The organism is Mycobacterium sp., assembly GCF_035633495.1.
Taxonomy (GTDB): Bacteria; Actinomycetota; Actinomycetes; order Mycobacteriales; family Mycobacteriaceae; genus Mycobacterium.
Map to the genome: position 1 here is coordinate 1 of NZ_DASQEU010000108.1, position 18,441 is coordinate 18,441.

Below are 18,441 nucleotides of genomic sequence, written 5' to 3' on the forward strand. Positions count from 1 at the left end.
CGACGTGCGTTCGCTCATCCCGATGATGACGACGCCGTTGCCCGGCACCAGGACGTCACCGCCTTCGATCGTGGACATCCCCCACGACTCCTCGGGATCACCCCACCAGACCTTCGATCCGACGTAGTCCGGATGGAACTCATAGATCGCCTTCATCAGCAGCGTCTCGTCGTGGCGGGCAGGCCAGAACAGCGGGTTGAGCGTCAGCCCACCGTAGATCCAACAGGTGGTGTCGCGCGTGTAGAGCGTGTTGGGCAGCGGCGGCATCAGATACTCGTTGACGCCGTTGGCTTCCCGGGCCAGAGCGCGATAGCCCGACGTCAACTCGGCGGGCAGGTCACGCGTCGACATGCCACCGATCAACAGTTGGGTCAGCCGGCGGGGCTCCAGCGAATCGAGGAAGGACCGCGTGTCGTCGACGAGGCCGAGGCCGACCTCGTTCGGCACGATCTTGAGATCGAGCAGCCAGGTCCTCGCCTCTGGGATGGTGACCGTCTCCGTGAGCAGATTGTGCAATTCGACGACTTCCACGTCGTGGTCGCGCATCTTGTCCGTGAAGTCGAAGTGGTCGCGTCGCGCGTTCTGCACCCACAACACGTCGTCGAACAGCAGATCGTCACAGTTGGTCGGGGTCAGGCGTTCGTGCGCCAGACCCGGTGAACACACCAGCACCTTGCGCAGCTTGCCGACTTCGGAATGAACGCCGTAGGCGGCGGACGGGTTGGTCACGGTGGGTCCTCTCGATACTGAATCTCGTTGAGTCTCAGTGGCGCCGGTAGCCAACGACACGACGCCGGCGACTGCACCCAGGACGATGATCCCGAACAACACGGCCTCTGCCGGGCGGAACAACGGAAGGTTGCGTTCCCTGCGCGCGATCACGTAGAGAATGGCACCCGGGGGCATAGAGGATGCAGGACAACAGCAGCTTGTCTGGACCGGCCGCATAGATCAGAACACCGTGTAGGCGGTCGCCACCGCCGCGATGGCCATGTCGCGAATGAGAGACTTGCCGGTCTCGTACGTCTCGCGAGTCGCAGTGAACTTGAGCATGTAGCCGGCCGCGAGCAGGTAGGGGATGAGGGACAACGAGGCCGTCAGGTCCAACATGCAGTCGAGCGCGTCCGAGGCGAACATCAAGATGATCAGCAACAGCTGGATCAGACCGGCGGCCATCACCAGTGCGGCCACCGGTGCGCCCTTCGCGTTGGTGCGGGCGAGGAACCGTGGCATGTCGTCGGTCTTGGTCGCTATGTAGAGGTCTCGGTGGACATGAGGGTCCACGCCAGGTCCGCACCCAGGACCGACAGAACGACACCGACCCTGATGATTACCGATCCCCACGGTCCCACAATGAATTCCAGCACCGAAGCCATCGACGGCTGCGCCACTCCGGCCAGCTCACCCTGCGGGAGGATGCCGTATGGCAGGAGCGTCACAAGAGCGAAAACACTGAGCACACTGAGGAATCCGATGATGGTGGCGCGCCCGACGTCCTCGCGCTTGCGGGCGAACCGCGAGTACACGCTCGCACCCTCGATTCCGAGGAACACGAAGACGGTGATGAGCATGGTGCCCTTGGCCTGCTCGAAGACGGACGAGAAGCTGCGGTCGTCGCCTCCCCAGAAGTTGTCGGCGAACATGTCGGCCTTGAGTGCGATCGCCGCGATCACGATGAAGACCAGGATCGGGACGATCTTGGCGACCGTGGCGATCTGGTTGATCACCGCCGCTTCCTTCACCCCCTGGAGTATCAGGTAGACGAACAGCCACACCCCGATCGACGAGACGATGACCGCGATGGCCGTGTCCCCCGCACCGAGCCCGGGAAAGAGCGCGCTCGCAGTCGTCATGATCACCACCCAGTAGGAGTGTTGCCCGCACACGCCGACGCCGATGGTTCCCGCAGTGGTCCACGAGCTTCCGATGGACAACGCCACCACGCCGCAGATCACGGCGGTAGCCACGTAGAAGTAGCCCGGCGACAGCATCTGAATCCCGTAATAGACGAGAGTCGGGATCGTGCCGGATAGGTTCCACGTCCCGATGAGGGCTCCGACGGCGAGCAGGATGAACAGGTCGCTGGTGATCGACGAGAGCGCGCCCTGGCCCGCCTCCTGCACGGCAGTCCATCTGTGGCCGTTCTTGAGCGCGATCAGGCTCGCGACGGCACAGCACACGACGAGGGCCACCTGGATGGGCCCGTCGAGGGCAGCCATGCCGAACAGTGCCAGCGCGGACGCGATCAGGATGGCCAGGGCGAGCAGATGGAGTAGTGCATCGAGAAGCGACGGCGCCCGAGTCGTCGGCGATCCCTGCATCTCTGCCACCGCGACCGCGTTCACCCGCGCCGGATATTGACTTCACTGAAAACAACAGCGACTTCACCGTCGCGCAAAGGTCAACTTTGTTACCAAAAGCACCTGCGCCGTACGGCATTCACCGTGAGCCATTCGCAACGGCCCACGAGCCCGGAGACGACCGGCTATCAGAGTTCTGAGATGATTTGCTGCCGTTTGGCGCTGTACTCGGCGTTGGAGATGGTACCCATCGCGCGCAACGTCTCCAGTTCCTGCAGACGCTGAGCGGTCGACGGCTCGGCTGCAGCGGGCATCGGCGGTGGCACGTACGGCGCCGCCGGATCGACGGGGGGCGCCGCCATGTGCGCCGCGGGAGGAACCTGTTGCGCGGCGGCACGCCGGACCACGCTCATGACCTGCTGACGCACCGCCGGGTTGGACCGGATGTCGATGGTCCCGTTCATCGGCACCCCGTTGGCCTTGAGGATCTGCATGATCTCCATCAGCGGACCCGCCTGGCCCGACAGGTCGTAGGTCCGGTTGCCATCCTCCGCGAGCGTGAACTGAGCGGGCATCATTCCGCCCACCAAAGCGCTTCGGTTCCAATCGATTTGATATTCGTTCGTGGCGGGGTCGACGAGCACCACCAATTTGCGGCCGGTGATCAACGGCAGCCTCGTCACCGACGCGATGACCCTGTCCTCGGCGTCGAAGGGCCTGATCCCCGGCCCCTCGACGTGCAGTCCGATCTTCACCAACGGTTGGTCGTTGATCCTGGTGCCCGTCTCGCCGATGGCCGTCACCTGCGCGAGCGCCAGCACGCCGCCGGCCTCGAGCATCTGGGTCTTGGCAGCGGACTTTGCGCCGAAGTTGGTCAGCGCGATGGCGATCAGCACGTCGGCGGCGGTGATCAGCAGACCGACCCAGAACATCCACTCGATGTAGGGTCGCGTGGCCTTGCCGAGCGCGAAGTACACACCGAGGAAGATCGGGCCGACGAGCCCGCCGCACAGCAGCACCATCAGCTGCGCCTTGACGTATCGGCCCACCATTGCCACGCTCCCTCGTCAACCGGGCGGTTCGCAGGTCAGACTAACGCCAACCGGGCGAAATCGGCCCGATTGCGCCGCTCAGTTCGCCTCGCAGAGATCGGGGATCTCGACGATGATGAACGAGAAGTTGTCGTGGGCGCCCTTCTCGCGCGTCGTCGCGATGATGTCGGTCGCAAGGTCGTCGAGGTCGGACTGCAGGACCGCCGCCTGCAGGTCCTCGGGCGTCATCACCCCGCTGACTCCGTCCGAGCACATCAGGTACGTCCCGGCCTGAAGCGGAAGCACCGTCAGATGCGGTTGTACCGGCGGGAACTGACCGAGCGACTGCGTGATGATGTTCGTCGGCCTGCCGTTGGAGTCGAACACAGAGTCGTCGATCGAGATCTGCGAGAGCACGCCGTCGGTGATCGAGAAGACCGGGCTGTCGCCGACGTTGAAGATGATGATCCCGTCGTCGGTGATGCACAGCCCGGCGACCGTCGTGCCCAGCCCCTGCAGGTCGGCGTCCATGCCGACCGCCCGCACCTGCTCGTTGGTGTCGATCAGGGTCGCCGCCACGTCCTCGTCGGTGCGCCATTCGAGCGAACGTTCGGAGATGACGGTGAGCGCCACGCGACTCGCAAGATCACCACCGACATGGCCGCCCATGCCGTCGGCAACGGCGCACACGAAGGGCGCGGCCGGCGCGAAATCCATTGTGACGAGCGACCCTTCGCGCGTCTGGCTGAGCCAACCGGCGACCAGGATGGCGTCCTCGTTGCGCTTGCGCACCAGACCGACGTCGGTGAACGCGCGCACGTTGATCACGGACAATCCGCACCACCCTTTCCGATTCTCCTGCTCAGCACGCTCATCGTAGACGGGAGCACCCGATAACTCGGGCCCGAATACGAAAGCGGCGCCCACCCTTTCGGGTGAGCGCCGCTTCGCGACTAGCGTCAGATCACTTGGATGATCGCCGTAGGCGGAGCCTACTTGATGATCTTGGTGACGCGGCCTGCGCCGACGGTCTTGCCGCCCTCGCGGATCGCGAACCGCAGACCCTCGTCCATGGCGACGGGCTGGATCAGCTTGACCGTGATGTCGACGTTGTCGCCGGGCATCACGATGTCGGTGCCCTCCGGCAGCGTCACGACACCGGTCACGTCCGTGGTACGGAAGTAGAACTGCGGACGGTAGTTCGACAGGAACGGCTTGTGACGGCCGCCCTCTTCCTTCGACAGGATGTAGACGCTGCCCTCGAACTCGGTGTGCGGCGTGGTGGTGCCGGGCTTGACCACGACCTGGCCACGCTCGACGTCCTCACGCTTGACACCACGGATCAGCAGGCCGACGTTGTCGCCCGCCATGCCCTGGTCGAGCAGCTTGCGGAACATCTCGACGCCGGTGACGGTGGTCTTGGTGACGGTCGGCTTGATGCCGACGATCTCGACCTCTTCGTTGACGTTGACCACGCCGCGCTCGACACGACCGGTGACCACGGTGCCACGACCGGTGATCGTGAACACGTCCTCGACGGGCATCAGGAAGGGCTTGTCGGTCTCGCGAATCGGGTCCGGGATCGACTCGTCGACGGCGTCCATGAGGTCCTCGACCGACTTGACCCACTTCGGGTCGCCCTCGAGCGCCTTGAGCGCCGAGACCTGCACGACGGGGGCTTCCTCGTCGAACTCCTGGGCGGCCAGCAGTTCGCGGACCTCCATCTCGACGAGCTCGAGGAGTTCCTCGTCGTCGACCATGTCGGCCTTGTTCAGCGCGACCAGGATGTAGGGCACGCCGACCTGACGAGCGAGCAGCACGTGCTCCTTCGTCTGGGGCATCGGGCCGTCGGTCGCGGCGACCACCAGGATTGCGCCGTCCATCTGGGCGGCACCGGTGATCATGTTCTTGATGTAGTCCGCGTGGCCGGGGGCGTCGACGTGCGCGTAGTGACGCTTCTCGGTCTGGTACTCAACATGCGAGATGTTGATGGTGATGCCGCGCTCGCGCTCTTCGGGTGCATTGTCGATCTGATCGAATGCGCGCGACTCGTTCAACGTCGGGTACTTGTCGTGCAGAACCTTGGTGATTGCTGCGGTCAACGTGGTCTTGCCGTGGTCAACGTGACCGATGGTCCCGATGTTGACGTGCGGCTTCGTCCGCTCGAACTTCGCCTTCGCCACTTCTGTGTCCTCCTGGACTTTGTTGGTGCTTGTTTAAAGGTGTGTCTGTTTTCAGTTGTGTGGTCGCCGCCAGGCGCCGAGACTACTGTCCCGTTGCCTTGGCGATGATCTCCTTCGACACGTTCGCCGGAACTTCGGCGTAGGAGTCGAACACCATGGAGTAATTCGCCCGGCCCTGGGTCTTCGACCGAAGGTCTCCGACGTAGCCGAACATCTCCGACAGCGGCACAGTCGCCCGCACGACGCGGGCACCACTGCGCTCCTCCATGGCTTGAATCTGACCACGGCGGGAGTTCAGGTCGCCGATCACTTCACCCATGTAATCCTCCGGCGTGGTGACCTCGACGGCCATGACGGGCTCCAGAATGGTCGGCTGAGCTTGCGCCGCAGCCTTCTTCAGCACCTGGGAACCGGCAATCTTGAACGCCATCTCCGAAGAGTCGACGTCATGGTAGGCACCGTCGAGCAGGGTGAGCTTGACGTTCACCAACGGGTAGCCGGCGAGCACGCCGTACTGCATGGCGTCCTGCGCGCCGGCATCCACCGACGGGATGTACTCGCGCGGGATGCGGCCGCCGCTGACCTTGTTCTCGAACTCGTAGGTCGCGCCGTCTTCGCCGGTGAACGGCTCGATGCTGACGAGAACCTTCGCGAACTGGCCGGAGCCACCGGTCTGCTTCTTGTGCGTGAACTCGACCTTCTCGACCTTGCGCTTGATGGTCTCCTTGTAGGCCACCTGCGGCTTGCCGACGTTGGCCTCGACCTTGAACTCGCGGCGCATGCGGTCGACCAGAATGTCGAGGTGAAGCTCGCCCATGCCGCCGATGACGGTCTGGCCGGTCTCCGAGTCCTGGTGGACCTTGAAGGTCGGGTCTTCCTCGGCGAGCTTCTGGATCGCCAGGGACAGCTTCTCCTGGTCGCTCTTCGTCTTGGGCTCGATGGCCACCTCGATCACCGGATCGGGGAAGGTCATCGACTCGAGCACGACCTGCTGCTGCGAATCGCTCAAGGTGTCACCGGTGGTGGTGTCCTTCAGACCGATCACGGCGTAGATGTGACCGGCTGCGGCCGTCTCGACCGGATTCTCCTTGTTGGAGTGCATCTGGAACAGCTTTCCCAGACGCTCCTTCTTGCCCTTGGTCGCGTTGACGACCTGGGCGCCGGAGTCGACCTTGCCCGAGTACACGCGGACGTAGGTGAGCTTGCCGAAGAACGGGTGGGTGGCAACCTTGAACGCCAGCGCCGAGAACGGCTCCGTCGTCGACGGCTTGCGGATGACCAACTCGTCTTCCTTGCCCGGTACGTGTCCGGTCACGGACTCGACGTCCAGGGGCGAGGGCAGGTAGTCGATCACGGCGTCGAGCATGGGCTGAACGCCCTTGTTCTTGAACGCACTGCCGCACAGCACCGGGTAGATCTCGGAGTTGACGGTCAGCTTGCGAATCGCGCCCTTGATCTCGGAGACCGTGAGTTCTTCGCCACCGAAGTACTTCTCCAACAGTGCCTCGTCGGTCTCGGCGACCGTCTCGAGCAGCTTGGTGCGGTACTCGTCGGCCTGCTCCTGAAGCTCGGCCGGGATGTCGATGGTCTCGTAGGTCTCACCGAGCTTGGTCTCGCCACGCCAGACCTTGGCCTTCATCTCGACCAGGTCGACGATGCCCTCGAAGTCGCCCTCCGAACCGATGGGCAGCTGAATCGGCAGCGCCCTGGCGCCGAGGCGCTCCTCGATGGTGCGCACGGTGAAGTAGAAATCCGCGCCGACCTTGTCCATCTTGTTGACGAAGCAGATGCGCGGCACGTCGTACTTGTCGGCCTGACGCCAGACCTGCTCGGACTGCGGCTCCACGCCTTCCTTGCCGTCGAACACGGCAACGGCGCCATCGAGCACGCGCAGGCTGCGCTCCACCTCGACGGTGAAGTCGACGTGCCCGGGCGTGTCGATGATGTTGATCTGGTTGCCGTCCCAGAAGCAGGTGGTAGCGGCCGAGGTAATGGTGATACCCCGCTCCTGCTCCTGCTCCATCCAGTCCATCGTGGCGGCGCCGTCGTGCACCTCACCGATCTTGTAGCTGATACCGGTGTAGTAGAGGATGCGCTCGGTCGTCGTCGTCTTACCGGCATCGATGTGCGCCATGATGCCGATGTTGCGGACCTTGGTCAGGTCGGTCAGGACATCCTGTGCCACGGCGTCTTCCCACTCTTTCTTGCTTGTTGGTTGTTGATGTGCGACCGGCGGTCGGCTCTGCCCAGCCGCCGGCTGCAATCACCAGCGGTAGTGCGCGAAGGCCCGGTTCGCCTCGGCCATCTTGTGAGTGTCCTCGCGTCGTTTGACGGCGGCACCCAGGCCGTTGCTCGCGTCCATGAGCTCGTTCGCCAGGCGCTCGACCATGGTCTTCTCCCGGCGCTGCTTCGAGAAGCTCACCAGCCAGCGCAGGGCCAGCGTGGTGGACCGCTCGGGGCGGACCTCGACGGGAACCTGGTAGGTGGCGCCACCAACGCGACGGCTGCGGACCTCCAGCGCCGGCTTCACGTTGTCGAGAGCACGCTTCAGCGTGACGACCGGATCGGTACCGGTCTTCTCACGGGCTTGTTCGAGCGCTCCGTAAACAATGCGTTCGGCGAGGGATTTCTTCCCGTCCAGCAGAACCTTGTTGACGAGCTGGGTGACCAGCTGCGAACCGTAGACCGGGTCGTTGACCAGCGGCCGCTTGGGTGCGGGGCCCTTGCGCGGCATTAGCTCTTCTCCTTCTTGGCGCCGTAGCGGCTCCGGGCCTGCTTGCGGCTCTTCACGCCCTGGGTGTCGAGCGAGCCGCGGATGATCTTGTACCGCACACCGGGGAGGTCCTTCACACGACCACCGCGCACCAGCACCATCGAGTGCTCCTGCAGGTTGTGGCCCTCACCGGGGATGTAGGCGGTGACCTCGACCTGGCTGGTCAGCTTGACGCGTGCGACCTTGCGAAGTGCCGAGTTCGGCTTCTTCGGGGTGGTGGTGTACACGCGGGTGCACACGCCGCGGCGCTGTGGGCTGCCCTTGAGGGCCGCGGTCTTGACCTTGGCGATCTTGTCCCGGCGACCCTTGCGGACCAGCTGGTTGATGGTTGGCATGTACCGGCTTTCTGTGTTGCTTCTCGTTACTGCTCTTCTGTTACTGCGGTCCTGCACAAGTCTGTGTACTGCGGTTACGCCCTGCCCCGTTACCCCGCGGCCGGGTGTGTCGCACGCGCCCTCGCACCGAATCTCGTCGATGCGTCGTGGACATGCGAATTGGCCCGGCGTGCAGGCTTGCTTGCGGGCATCACAGCCCCAAGCGCCCTATCGGCCAGGCACGATCGTCTACGATACCTGTCCGCGGGGGCGCAGGTCAAAGCGCGTCGGAGCCGCCCCCGAGCTGGGCCTTTCGGCGTCTTTCAGCGCCTCTCCATGCCGGCCGCCAGCCGCAGCACCATGTCGGTGAACACGGCGTCGGTGTCGATCGCATCCATCACGCCGGTCATCTCCAGAAGCACGAAACCGTGCAGGGCCGACCAGAACTCCAGCGCCGCAAAGAACCCGTTCTCACCCTCGAGTCCGTACGACGTCAGGACCGCGATCACCGGCTCGGCCGCCGCACGCGTGGCCTCGGTGTACTCCGGATCGTCGCCACCCAGGGGCATCCGCGTGAAGGCCGAATAGCGGCCGGGGTGGTGGTGGGCGTAGCTGCGGTAGGCCCCGGCCATCGCGACCACGGCGTCGTCGCGGGTGCGCCCGTCCCCGACCGTGTTGAGCATCCCGATGATGTCGTCGACCACGCGCATGCGCACCGTCCGGCGCAGATCCTCGAGGCTGTCGACGTGGTTGTACAGCGACGGCCCCTTCGTGCCGAGCTGCATCGCCAGGGCATTGATGGTGAGCGCGTCCCAGCCCTCCCGGTCGAGGAACGTCAGCGCGGCGTTCACGATGGCGTCGCGGCTGAGCTTCGTGGCCCTGGCTGGGTTCCGCGGTCGGCTCGTGCCGGATGTCGAGTCCGACCGAGCTGCCATGGGGCATCACTCTAGCCCCAGGCCATCACGACCGTTCAGTTAACTCTGTCCTGGCTGAGCTGGGCGAGCGTCTCGGTGATCGAGCACAGATCTGGCAGCATGCCGGGGTTCACCGTCTGCACCGAACAGGTGATGACGTCGCTGCCCTTGGCCACGTCGATGCTGCGTGCGTTGTCGTCATAGGCCTTGAAACCCTTGTGTCCGTCAACCGCCATCTCGGTCAGGGTGCGGCCCGCGTTCTGCTCGAGTGACCGCTAGGTGTCGAGGTCGTTGCCGCGGTACCACCACGTCGAGATACTCGTTGGCGAGGCTGCGTTCGCGGTCGAGGGTGCCCTTGTCGAACCAGGAGAAGACGACGTCGACGAGGCCCTCGTCCGCCGTCGGGAGGTACTGACACACGGCGAAGTGGTGTCAGCGGAACGCTCGGCAACGTAGAGTCCTGCAGGAGAATCGAGGCCGCGACGCGAGGGGGATCACCGTGGGTTGGAGGACGTGTGGCACTTCGCTGGCGGCGGGAGCGCCTGCCGTGTCCGTCCCGTTCTGCATCGGACTTCCGTCTGCGCAGGCGAAGAACGGTGACACGCACATCACCGGCCAGGGCATCACCCAGACGCTGGACTGCAACGAGTCCGCCCTCATCATCGTGGGCACCGGCAACTACATCACGGCTGTCGGCACGTGCTGGGGCGTCTCGGTTCAGGGTTCGTCGAACATCGTGGTCGCGGACAACGTCATCAACGACATCACGGTCTACGGGGGCGATCAGACGGTCCTGTTCCACGGCGGCGACCCGTATCTCTTAGACAGGGGCCGTGAACTAGGCATGACGAATCGCATCGACCGGGTGCCCGCATAGTCATGCGCGCGTTCGTCGGTCCGTTGGCAGCGCTGGCCGCCGTTGGCGCGATGGGCCTCGCCGGCTGCGGGTCGAACAGTTCGGACTCCAACTCGCCGACGGTGACGGCGGGGACGTCCGGTGTGCAGGTCGAGATCGCCAACACCATCAACTACGGATCGGTCGGGACGACCGCCGACATCGACTGCGCTGACGGGAAGTCGCTGACCATCGGCGGCTCCAACAACACCCTGACCGTCAAGGGCACGTGCGCCAACGTGAACATCGGCGGCGCCGACAACAAGATCACGTTCGAGAAGATCGACAAGGGTCTGAGCGTCGTCGGCCTCAACAACACCGTTACGTACTCCGACGGCGACCCGACGGTCAACGACACCGGGTCGGGGAACTCCATCAGGAAGGGCTGACCGTCACGCCCTGGTGCCGTGCCGTCCCGCCCCGTCGGCGAATCGCCTAGCCCCGGCCAGTGATTCGGCCGCGACCTTGGACATGCTGCCGAACTCGACGTCCATCGCGTCGTTCTCCGACATGCCCCACTGGTCGAGTGCGGACAGCCGGTCGGCCCGAAGGCACTGTTGGGGCAGCGCCGCGAGCTCGGCGGCCAAGGCCTCGGCGGCCCCGCGGGCCTGACCGCGCGGCACGACACGGTTGGCCAGTCCGATCGCCAACGCCTCGCCCGCGTCGACAGTGCGGCCGGTGAGGATGAGGTCCATCGCGCGGCTGTGCCCGATGAGCCGCGGAAGACGCACCGTGCCACCGTCGATCAGCGGTACTCCCCACCGTCGGCAGTAGACGCCGAAGACGGCGTCCTCCTCGGCCACCCGCATGTCGCACCACAGCGCCAGTTCCAACCCTCCCGCCACTGCGAACCCGCTGACCGCGGCGATGACGGGCTTGGACAACGTCATTCGCGACGGGCCCATCGGCCCCGGCCCGGTGCGGTGGACGGGGTTCGCGTCGGGTGTGCCGAAGGCCTTGAGATCCGCTCCCGCACAGAAGGTTCCGTTGTCACCCCAGAGCACCGCGACCGACGCCGAGTCGTCCCGGTCGAACTCGTCGAACGCGGTGAAGAGGCCCGCGGCAGCCGGACCGTTGACCGCGTTGCGGGCTTCGGGCCGGTTCATGATGACCGTGGTGACGGGGCCGTTGCGTTCCACCCGAACGCCGCCTGTGCTAGTCATGTCGCCTCCAGAGATTGGGTGTCGTCGCGTCGCGCCACCAGTTCGGCGGCGAAGTCGTGATAGGCCAACCGCAGAGCGGGACCCGGCCAGTCGCCGGGCAGCAGTTCGGTCGGCAGCACGGGATCTGCGAGCAGGTGACGCACCATGCCCGCAGCGACGACGAACCGGGCCGGTACGTCGGCGGCGCCGGACATGTCGTCGAGCAGGCGGTGTCCGGTCTGCGCCCAGCCGGGCAGATCCCAGAGGTTTGCCGCCAAGCCGGGGGGGTCCTCGTCACGGGCGTGCAGCACCCGAACCCGACCCCGCAGGCCGTCGGTCAACTCCAGGTGGAGGTTCGCGGGACGCATCCACACGCCCTCACGGAGTTCGGCTAATCGCTTGTCGTGCAACGTCGTTCGCAGCGCCGCGCGCGTTCTGGCGTCGATGCCGACGCTTGTGATGACCAGCGTCGTCCACGTGCCACCCCACCGGCGCAGCTTCGGGTCCAGTGCTTCGTCCTGGCGCGTCTGCCGTGCGAGTAGCCGGTCGGAGAGCCGGTAGCCGTCCGCGGAGCGCACCAGGTCACCGACACCGACCATCCGCGTCAGGGCTACCCGCAGCGTCGGTTCCCTGATGCCGAAATCGGCTGTAAGCCTGACCAGTTCGCTCGCCGAAGCCCAGGCGGGGTGGGCGCCGAGCAACACGCTGAGCACCACCGATCGCGCCGTCAGCCGGGTGAGCGCCATGGTCGCCATCTAGACCCCGGACGTCTTGCGACCCGCGTCGCCGAAGGGCTCGTCGCGTGCCTTCACCGCTTCGCGGAAACCGTGCGCGGTGGCTTCGGCGACGAACGCGTGCCCCTCGGGCGTGTGCCGTGCGACGCCGTCGAACACCGTGCTGACCATGCGGCTGGTGGCGATGCCCTGGTTGTACAGCGCCGTGTTGAGCGCCAGCTTGGCCATGATCAGCTGGTTGACCGGCATGGCGGCGATGCGGGCGACGAGGTTCTCCGTGCGCTCGTCGAGGTCCTCCGGCGCCGGCGCCTCGACTGCGAGCCCCCAGTCGGCAGCCTGGGCACCACTGATGCAATCACCCGTGAACAGAAGGCGTTTGGCGCGCTGGTCGCCGAGTCGGTGTGCCCAGAGGCCGGCGGCGGGGACCCCCCACACCCTCATCGGCGGATAGCCGATCTTCGCGTCGGACGCCGCGATTACCTGGTCGGCGTGCAGTGCGATGTCGGTGCCGCCCGCCACGCAGTAGCCGTGGATCTTGACCACCGTCGGCTTGTCGGCATGCATCAGGCTGGCGAACCCGCGAACGAAGCGGCTCATCATCTGGTAGTCGATCATGGGGTCCCACGGCTGATCGGGCAGATGGTTGATCGCCTGGGTCTTGCCGTCGAGCACGGTGCCCTTGTAGGTCCCCGTTCCACCCGCGGACGACGTGCCGTCGGCGTAGGCGGACAAGTCGAAACCCGCGCAGAAGCCCGCACCGCGGCCGGAGATCAGGATCACGTGGACGTTCGGGTCGAGGTCGGCCCGCTCCACCAGCGCCGACAACTCGAGCGGAGTGTCGGCGACGATCGCATTGCCCTTTTCGGGGCGGTTGAAGGTGATTCGGGCTACCCGGTCGGTGACCTCGTAGGTCATCGTCTTCAAGTCGTCGAAGTCGACGGGCCTGATGGCGTGTGTCACGCGCGATCCATCCCTCTGCGCGAGCAGACGCAAAGGTGCCCGACACGCCGACGTTGTGGAGACATTTGCGTCTGCTCGGCGGGAGAAGTCATCCCTTGACCAACGCTCGCTCGATGATCGGCGACAGGTCCAGTCCCGTGGGCAGCGTGCCGAACGCGCCGCCCCACTGACCGCCAAGCCTGCTGGCCAGGAACGCCTCCGCGACCGCCGGGTGCCCGTACCGCACCAGCAGCGAGCCCTGGAGCGCGAGCGAGATGTCCTCGGCGATCTTGCGGGCCCGGTACTGAATGGTCTCGACGTCCTCGAGTTGGGGGCGCAGTCCGCCGACGTGCGCGTCAAGGCGCGGGTCCTGACCCGTGGTGCGGCCCAGTTCGTCGAACAGCACGTCGATGCACTCGGGTCGAGTAGCCATGGCGCGCAACGTATCCAGGGCGCTGACGTTGCCAGAGCCCTCCCAGATGCCCATCAGCGGCGCCTCGCGGTACAACCGCGGCATGCCGGACTCCTCGACGTAGCCGTTGCCGCCGAGGCACTCCATCGATTCAACGGCGTGCGGGGTGGCGCGTTTGCAGACCCAGTACTTGCCCGCCGCGAGACCGATTCGGCGGAGCAGGGTTTCACGCTCGTTGCCCCGCACAGCCGCGTCGGTGGCACCGGCCATCCGCATCGCCAGCATGGTGGCTGCTTCCGCTTCGACTGCCAGATCGGCGAGCACGTTGCGCATCAGAGGTTGGTCGATCAGGTACGCGCCGAACGCCTTTCGGTGCTGGGCATGGTGGATCGCCCGGGTCAGCCCGGTACGCATGCTGGTCGCACTGCCGAGGGTGCAGTCCAGCCGGGTCAGATTTACCATCTCGATGATGGTCGGGACACCGCGGCCCTCCTCGCCGACCAGCCAGGCCGTCGCGCCGTCGTACTCGACCTCACTCGACGCGTTCGCGTGGTTGCCGAGCTTGTCCTTGAGGCGCTGCAATAACATTCGGTTGCGCGTGCCGTCGGGCAGGATTCGCGGCAGGAAGAAGCAGCTCAGGCCACCGGGTGCCTGCGCGAGGACCAGGAAGACATCGCACATCGGGGCCGAGGTGAACCACTTGTGGCCGGTGATGCTGAACGTGCCGTCACCGTTCGGCGTCGCCTGCGTGGTGCCCGCGCGGACGTCGGAACCGCCCTGCTTCTCCGTCATCGACATGCCCGCGGTGAGGCCGGCCTTCGTGGTCGGGAGCTTCAGTTCGGGGTCGTACGTCCGGCTGGTCAGCAGCGGCTCGTACACGGCCGACAGTTCGGGGTTGTGGCGCAGCGCGGGGACGACGGCATAGGTCATCGAGATGGGACAGACGTGACCCGCCTCCGGCGTCCAGACCGACGTCTTGGCGGCGCGCACGACGTGGGCGCCCGTGCGGTCGTCGGCCCACGGCGCGGCGTGCAGGCCATGGCCCACCGCCACTTTCATTAGTTCGTGGTAGGCGGGGTCGTACTCGACCTCGTCGACGCGGTGACCGTAGCGGTCGTGGGTGCGCAGCACGGGCTGGTTGCGGTCGGCCAACTCACCCCAGCGCTGGGCCTGGCCGCCCCCCGCCAACGCGCCGAGCTCGGCGACCTCGTCGACGCCCCACTCCCCGCCCTCGCGGATCAGGGCCTCGGCGAGCACCGGCGACGTCGCGGGGTTGTAGTCCTCCAGCGGAGGAACCTGATTGGTGACGACGTGCGTGTCTGGCATGCCACTACTGTTACATTTTCCCGACAACTGCACAAGACTCGTAATGGGCCTCACCGTCTCGCATACTGATCCCATGAAGCCCAACTCCGTCGTACATGCCGCGACGCTCACCCTCGATCACGAGCCGGTGCCGTCCGAACAGTCCGTCCGTGGCGAGCCGACCACCGCGGCCGATGCCATCGACGAGCTCGGCGGCCTCGAAGTCGGCGTGTGGGAGATGACGCCGGGGGTGATGAACGACGTCGAAGCCGAGGAGGTGTTCGTCGTGCTCTCGGGGGCGGCCACCGTCGAATTCGGTGACGGGAGTGACACCCTGTACCTGGGACCCGGCGACGTGGTGCGCCTCTCCGCCGGCGCGGAGACCGTGTGGACGGTGACCGAGACCTTGCGGAAGGTCTACCTCACCGGGGGCTGAAGAAGCGCCGGATCGGTGCCTGCGTCGGTGGGCTCCCGCCGCCGTCGCGCCTCGTACCGGTTCAGGGCGGTCACCACGACCGCCGCGAGTGCCCAGCCGAGCAGGATGTCGACGACGTAGTGCTCCGCGGTGTACACCAGCGTGAACGCCATGATCATTGGATACGCCACCAACAGCGGGCGCCACCTGGGGCGCACCCGGGTCCAGATGAACGCCGACACCGCGGCGGTCAGCCCTGCGTGCAGCGATGGAATGGCCGCCACCAGGTTGACGCTGGCCTGGCCCTGATCGAGCAGCGCCGTCGCCGAGTGAAGATTCAGGTTGCCCCAGCCCCGCGCGACGATGCGCTCGACCCATAGGTGCGCACCGTCGTGATTGGCCTGCATGGCCCCGAGCAGTCCCCCATCGGGCACTCCGCGGGCCGATCCGAACATGCACTGCGGATTCGACGGCCCGCCTGCGACGTCGCCGGCCGTGCAGCGCGCGGCAGCCCACGGTGGTGCCGCGGGCAGTACTGCGTAGATCACCAGGCCTGCGAAGGACAGCCCCACGAACAGTCGGACGAAGGCCTTCCACTCGTCGCGGTCGCGCATCCACAACACCGCCGCCACGACGTACGGAAGAATGAAGAACGACATGTAGACGGAGCTGATGACCACCTCCCACCACGGCGGTTGCGGCAGCTTCAGACGTTCCTGCAGCCACACCGTCGGCATCGTCCCGAAGAAGAGCCAGCGGTCCGCATCGGCCTGCCACTGCCACAGCGTCGGGCGCCCGATCAGCGTCGCTGCTCCCCTGCTCAGGTCATAGGCGATGAGCACCAATGCGAACGGTAGCCAATCCCTCACCAGGTAGAGGACGCGCCGCCCCTGTCCGATGCTGGCGGCAGCGAGGCCCGTACAGATGTAGACCAGCAGTAGCTCTCGATTGAACGCAAAGCCATCGGTGGCGGTTCGATACACGACGACACCCGCCCAGACGGAGATCGCCGCCCACCGCACGATCTGCAGCCATCGCTCCCGCGTCGCGGTGGAACCCTCGGCATGCGTCAACGCAATTGACGACTGGTCGATAGCGGACACGCGGGCCTCTCGGAGACGACGGAGTGGAGTCCCCGATGATCCTAGTTAACCCGAGCGATGCCCGACGTTTGAACGCATTTCGCTAGCGATTCACGCTCCGTCAGACGTTCTCGCGAAGGAACGCGATGTCGTCCTTGCGCCCCTCGTCCGACGTCTCACAGATGACGGGGGCGTCTGCGGCCTTCACGACGGCGACCAGCAATTGCGGGTCGATCTGGCCGGTGCCGAAGTTGGCGTGGCGGTCGGCTCCCGACCCCGCCGCGTCGCGCGAGTCGTTGCAGTGCACCAGGTCGATGCGACCGGTGATCGACTTGATCCGCTCCACGGCGTCGATCAGCGCCTCGCCCGCCGCCCACGCGTGGCAGGTATCGAGGCAGAAGCCAATTCCCTTGTCGCCGATGCGATCCCACAGTCTGGCGATGGTGTCGAAGTGTCGTGCCATCGCATGATCGCCACCGGCGGTGTTCTCCAGATACACCGGAACGTCTGTCTTCAGGCTGTTCAACGCCTTGACCCAGCGCTCGAACCCGGCGTCCATGTCGTCGTCGTCGGCGTGGCCGCCGTGGACGATGACGGCCGTCGCGTTGATCTCCGCGGCCGCATCGCAGGTGTCCTGCAGGATCTTGCGCGACGGGATGCGGACGCGGTTGTTCGCCGACGCCACGTTGATCAGATAGGGCGCGTGCACGTAGAGCGGCACGCTCGACGCGCGCAGCACCTCGGCGTCCTCGCGGGGCTTCGGCTTCTTCCAGCTCTGCGGGTTGCCGAGGAAGAATTGCACCGCCTCGGCGCCTTCAGCCGCGGCAGCAGCGAGGGGATCTTCATCGTGGACATGCGAACCGATCAGCACGCGCCCAGTCTAGGTCCGGCCGTCCGACGCCTCTCCCGAGCAGTCCGCAAGCGGCTCCAGCAAGAGCACCCCAAATCGCCTTGCGTCGGGACATCTTCCGTCTGCTCATCCAGCTAGCGGCGCGCGGTCGAGGTGATAGAAGATTCGACCGACCAGGTCGAACGGCGTTCGCCGAATGTCATCGACCACCATCGGAATCACCGTCCATCCGCATTCTTGTAGTCGGGCGGTCTTTATCCGGTCGTGCTTGAACGCCGCCGGATTCGCATGCCAGTCCACACTGTCGTACTCCGCAATCACCTTTGCGTCTGGCCATGCGAAGTCGACCCGCCACAGCCGACCGGAGCGGTCGACGATCTCGTACTGCAACTCCGGCAGCGGCAGCCCGCCATCGATGAAGACGAGGCGCGCCTCGCTCTCCATCGGAGACTCTGCGCGCGCGTCGGCGTGGAACAGGAGCTCTCGCACCTTGACGATGCCGCGGCGCCCCTTCTGCTCGCGGACGGTCGACGTCAATTCGTCACGCGAACACGTTGCGCTCCGTAGCACGCAGTCGAGCGTGGCCAGCGCGCGCGGACGGCGAAGGGTGCGTGCGACTTCGATCGCGGTCCATGCAGGCGCCGTGGCGAGTCGCCCCTCGATGCGGCGGAGCGGAGCACCCACCCGTTGATGCACCATAAGGGTCGCGGACGGTCGCATGCGTACGGTCGGATCAAGCACGTGGATTCGGCCGTCGCTCTCGGTGTCGAAACCGTACAGGTTCGCGGCCGTGTTCGAGCACGCGACGATCGACCTGCCCGTCATCAAGTCCAGCCCCGCGAGTCGTCCGACGATGTCCGGGGGCGACGGGGCGTAAACGCCGTGCCACACCCGAACCATCGCGCCCGTCCGAACACGGGACGCTAGCACCTTGCGCGACATGACATTCAGCAACTGTTCTCTCGTTGCCAAACCACCATTGGCACTGAACGTCTCGTCGATGTCCATGGTGTCGAGCGTTACGTCAAGCCGCGATCAACACCAGCGCCGATCGGATATCTGTGGATGGAAACGCCTCTGTGGACTGCCCACCAGACGCAAAAACCCCCGACACGCCAAGCGTGCGGGGGCCTTTGCGTCTGCTCGCGCAGA

The 18,441-nt window shown here is 65.7% G+C and carries 21 protein-coding genes and 1 pseudogene; 3 read left to right on the plus strand and 19 right to left on the minus strand.

Annotated features, from left to right (window positions below; genetic code table 11):
• From VET27_RS16490 to VET27_RS16545, 12 genes and pseudogenes are all read right to left on the minus strand, one after another.
• Nucleotides 1-729: arginine deiminase (locus VET27_RS16490; protein ID WP_526519994.1), on the minus strand; the 729-nt coding region annotated here is incomplete at its 3' end.
• Nucleotides 730-951: 222 nt separating this feature from the next.
• The gene (locus VET27_RS16495; RefSeq protein WP_526519996.1) at nucleotides 952-1,284 is read right to left on the minus strand and encodes an amino acid permease; all 333 of its coding nucleotides are present in this window, start codon (nucleotides 1,282-1,284) and stop codon (nucleotides 952-954) included.
• On the minus strand, nucleotides 1,251-2,345 hold the full coding sequence (locus tag VET27_RS16500; protein ID WP_526519998.1) for an amino acid permease: 1,095 nt from the start codon (nucleotides 2,343-2,345) through the stop codon (nucleotides 1,251-1,253). Before VET27_RS16500 ends, VET27_RS16495 begins: the two co-directional genes overlap by 34 nt.
• 143 nt (nucleotides 2,346-2,488) lie before the next feature.
• The gene (locus tag VET27_RS16505) at nucleotides 2,489-3,352 is read right to left on the minus strand and encodes an SHOCT domain-containing protein (protein WP_526520063.1); all 864 of its coding nucleotides are present in this window, start codon (nucleotides 3,350-3,352) and stop codon (nucleotides 2,489-2,491) included.
• 78 nt (nucleotides 3,353-3,430) lie between these two features.
• Nucleotides 3,431-4,159: a PP2C family protein-serine/threonine phosphatase gene (locus VET27_RS16510; protein ID WP_526520000.1), complete on the minus strand. Its 729-nt coding sequence runs from the start codon at nucleotides 4,157-4,159 to the stop codon at nucleotides 3,431-3,433.
• Between the two features lie 164 nt (nucleotides 4,160-4,323).
• Complete coding sequence (gene tuf, locus VET27_RS16515) at nucleotides 4,324-5,514, minus strand: elongation factor Tu (RefSeq protein WP_526520002.1); 1,191 nt, start codon at nucleotides 5,512-5,514, stop codon at nucleotides 4,324-4,326.
• An 82-nt stretch (nucleotides 5,515-5,596) separates the two neighbouring features.
• A complete protein-coding gene (gene fusA / locus VET27_RS16520) occupies nucleotides 5,597-7,699 on the minus strand; it encodes an elongation factor G (RefSeq protein ID WP_526520004.1) in 2,103 nt (700 codons plus the stop codon).
• A gap of 78 nt (nucleotides 7,700-7,777) precedes the next feature.
• A complete protein-coding gene (gene rpsG, locus VET27_RS16525; RefSeq protein ID WP_526520006.1) occupies nucleotides 7,778-8,248 on the minus strand; it encodes a 30S ribosomal protein S7 in 471 nt (156 codons plus the stop codon).
• On the minus strand, nucleotides 8,248-8,622 hold the full coding sequence (gene rpsL, locus VET27_RS16530; RefSeq protein WP_029115763.1) for a 30S ribosomal protein S12: 375 nt from the start codon (nucleotides 8,620-8,622) through the stop codon (nucleotides 8,248-8,250). The genes rpsG and rpsL overlap by 1 nt, the downstream gene beginning before the upstream one ends.
• 302 nt (nucleotides 8,623-8,924) lie before the next feature.
• Entirely contained in the window at nucleotides 8,925-9,536 is a 612-nt protein-coding gene (locus tag VET27_RS16535) for a TetR/AcrR family transcriptional regulator (RefSeq protein WP_526520008.1), read from the minus strand.
• Between the two features lie 35 nt (nucleotides 9,537-9,571).
• Nucleotides 9,572-9,832: pseudogene (locus tag VET27_RS16540) on the minus strand (DUF3558 domain-containing protein); the annotation flags it as partial.
• A complete protein-coding gene (locus VET27_RS16545; protein ID WP_526520065.1) occupies nucleotides 9,741-9,935 on the minus strand; it encodes a hypothetical protein in 195 nt (64 codons plus the stop codon). The pseudogene VET27_RS16540 and the gene VET27_RS16545, both read right to left, overlap by 92 nt.
• A gap of 79 nt (nucleotides 9,936-10,014) precedes the next feature.
• Between VET27_RS16545 and VET27_RS16550 the strand changes: the two genes are divergently transcribed.
• Both VET27_RS16550 and VET27_RS16555 read left to right on the plus strand, forming a co-directional pair.
• On the plus strand, nucleotides 10,015-10,392 hold the full coding sequence (locus VET27_RS16550; protein WP_526520010.1) for a DUF3060 domain-containing protein: 378 nt from the start codon (nucleotides 10,015-10,017) through the stop codon (nucleotides 10,390-10,392).
• 2 nt (nucleotides 10,393-10,394) lie between these two features.
• Nucleotides 10,395-10,799: a DUF3060 domain-containing protein gene (locus tag VET27_RS16555; protein ID WP_526520012.1), complete on the plus strand. Its 405-nt coding sequence runs from the start codon at nucleotides 10,395-10,397 to the stop codon at nucleotides 10,797-10,799.
• A gap of 3 nt (nucleotides 10,800-10,802) precedes the next feature.
• Here VET27_RS16555 and VET27_RS16560 read toward each other — a convergent pair whose 3' ends face one another.
• The 4 genes from VET27_RS16560 to VET27_RS16575 all read right to left on the minus strand — a co-directional run bounded on the left by VET27_RS16560 (nucleotide 10,803) and on the right by VET27_RS16575 (nucleotide 14,963).
• Nucleotides 10,803-11,573, minus strand: a complete 771-nt coding sequence (locus VET27_RS16560) for a crotonase/enoyl-CoA hydratase family protein (RefSeq protein ID WP_526520014.1) — start codon at nucleotides 11,571-11,573, stop codon at nucleotides 10,803-10,805.
• A complete protein-coding gene (locus VET27_RS16565; RefSeq protein WP_526520016.1) occupies nucleotides 11,570-12,298 on the minus strand; it encodes a PaaX family transcriptional regulator C-terminal domain-containing protein in 729 nt (242 codons plus the stop codon). Before VET27_RS16565 ends, VET27_RS16560 begins: the two co-directional genes overlap by 4 nt.
• A 9-nt stretch (nucleotides 12,299-12,307) precedes the next feature.
• The gene (locus VET27_RS16570) at nucleotides 12,308-13,246 is read right to left on the minus strand and encodes an enoyl-CoA hydratase/isomerase family protein (RefSeq protein WP_526520018.1); all 939 of its coding nucleotides are present in this window, start codon (nucleotides 13,244-13,246) and stop codon (nucleotides 12,308-12,310) included.
• A gap of 88 nt (nucleotides 13,247-13,334) precedes the next feature.
• Nucleotides 13,335-14,963 (minus strand): acyl-CoA dehydrogenase family protein, encoded by a 1,629-nt coding sequence (locus VET27_RS16575; protein WP_526520020.1) that lies wholly within the window; start codon nucleotides 14,961-14,963, stop codon nucleotides 13,335-13,337.
• Nucleotides 14,964-15,036: 73 nt separating this feature from the next.
• Here VET27_RS16575 and VET27_RS16580 point away from each other — a divergent pair, with 73 nt between their 5' ends.
• Nucleotides 15,037-15,378, plus strand: coding sequence for a cupin domain-containing protein (locus VET27_RS16580; protein ID WP_526520022.1), 342 nt, complete (start codon nucleotides 15,037-15,039; stop codon nucleotides 15,376-15,378).
• Here the strand turns inward: VET27_RS16580 and VET27_RS16585 are convergent.
• The 3 genes from VET27_RS16585 to VET27_RS16595 all read right to left on the minus strand — a co-directional run bounded on the left by VET27_RS16585 (nucleotide 15,360) and on the right by VET27_RS16595 (nucleotide 18,297).
• Nucleotides 15,360-16,460 (minus strand): phosphatase PAP2 family protein, encoded by a 1,101-nt coding sequence (locus VET27_RS16585; protein WP_526520024.1) that lies wholly within the window; start codon nucleotides 16,458-16,460, stop codon nucleotides 15,360-15,362. The genes VET27_RS16580 and VET27_RS16585 overlap by 19 nt on opposite strands.
• 100 nt (nucleotides 16,461-16,560) lie before the next feature.
• Nucleotides 16,561-17,310: a deoxyribonuclease IV gene (locus VET27_RS16590; RefSeq protein ID WP_526520026.1), complete on the minus strand. Its 750-nt coding sequence runs from the start codon at nucleotides 17,308-17,310 to the stop codon at nucleotides 16,561-16,563.
• 105 nt (nucleotides 17,311-17,415) lie between these two features.
• Entirely contained in the window at nucleotides 17,416-18,297 is an 882-nt protein-coding gene (locus VET27_RS16595) for a type IV toxin-antitoxin system AbiEi family antitoxin (protein WP_526520027.1), read from the minus strand.
• Nucleotides 18,298-18,441: the final 144 nt, after the last annotated feature.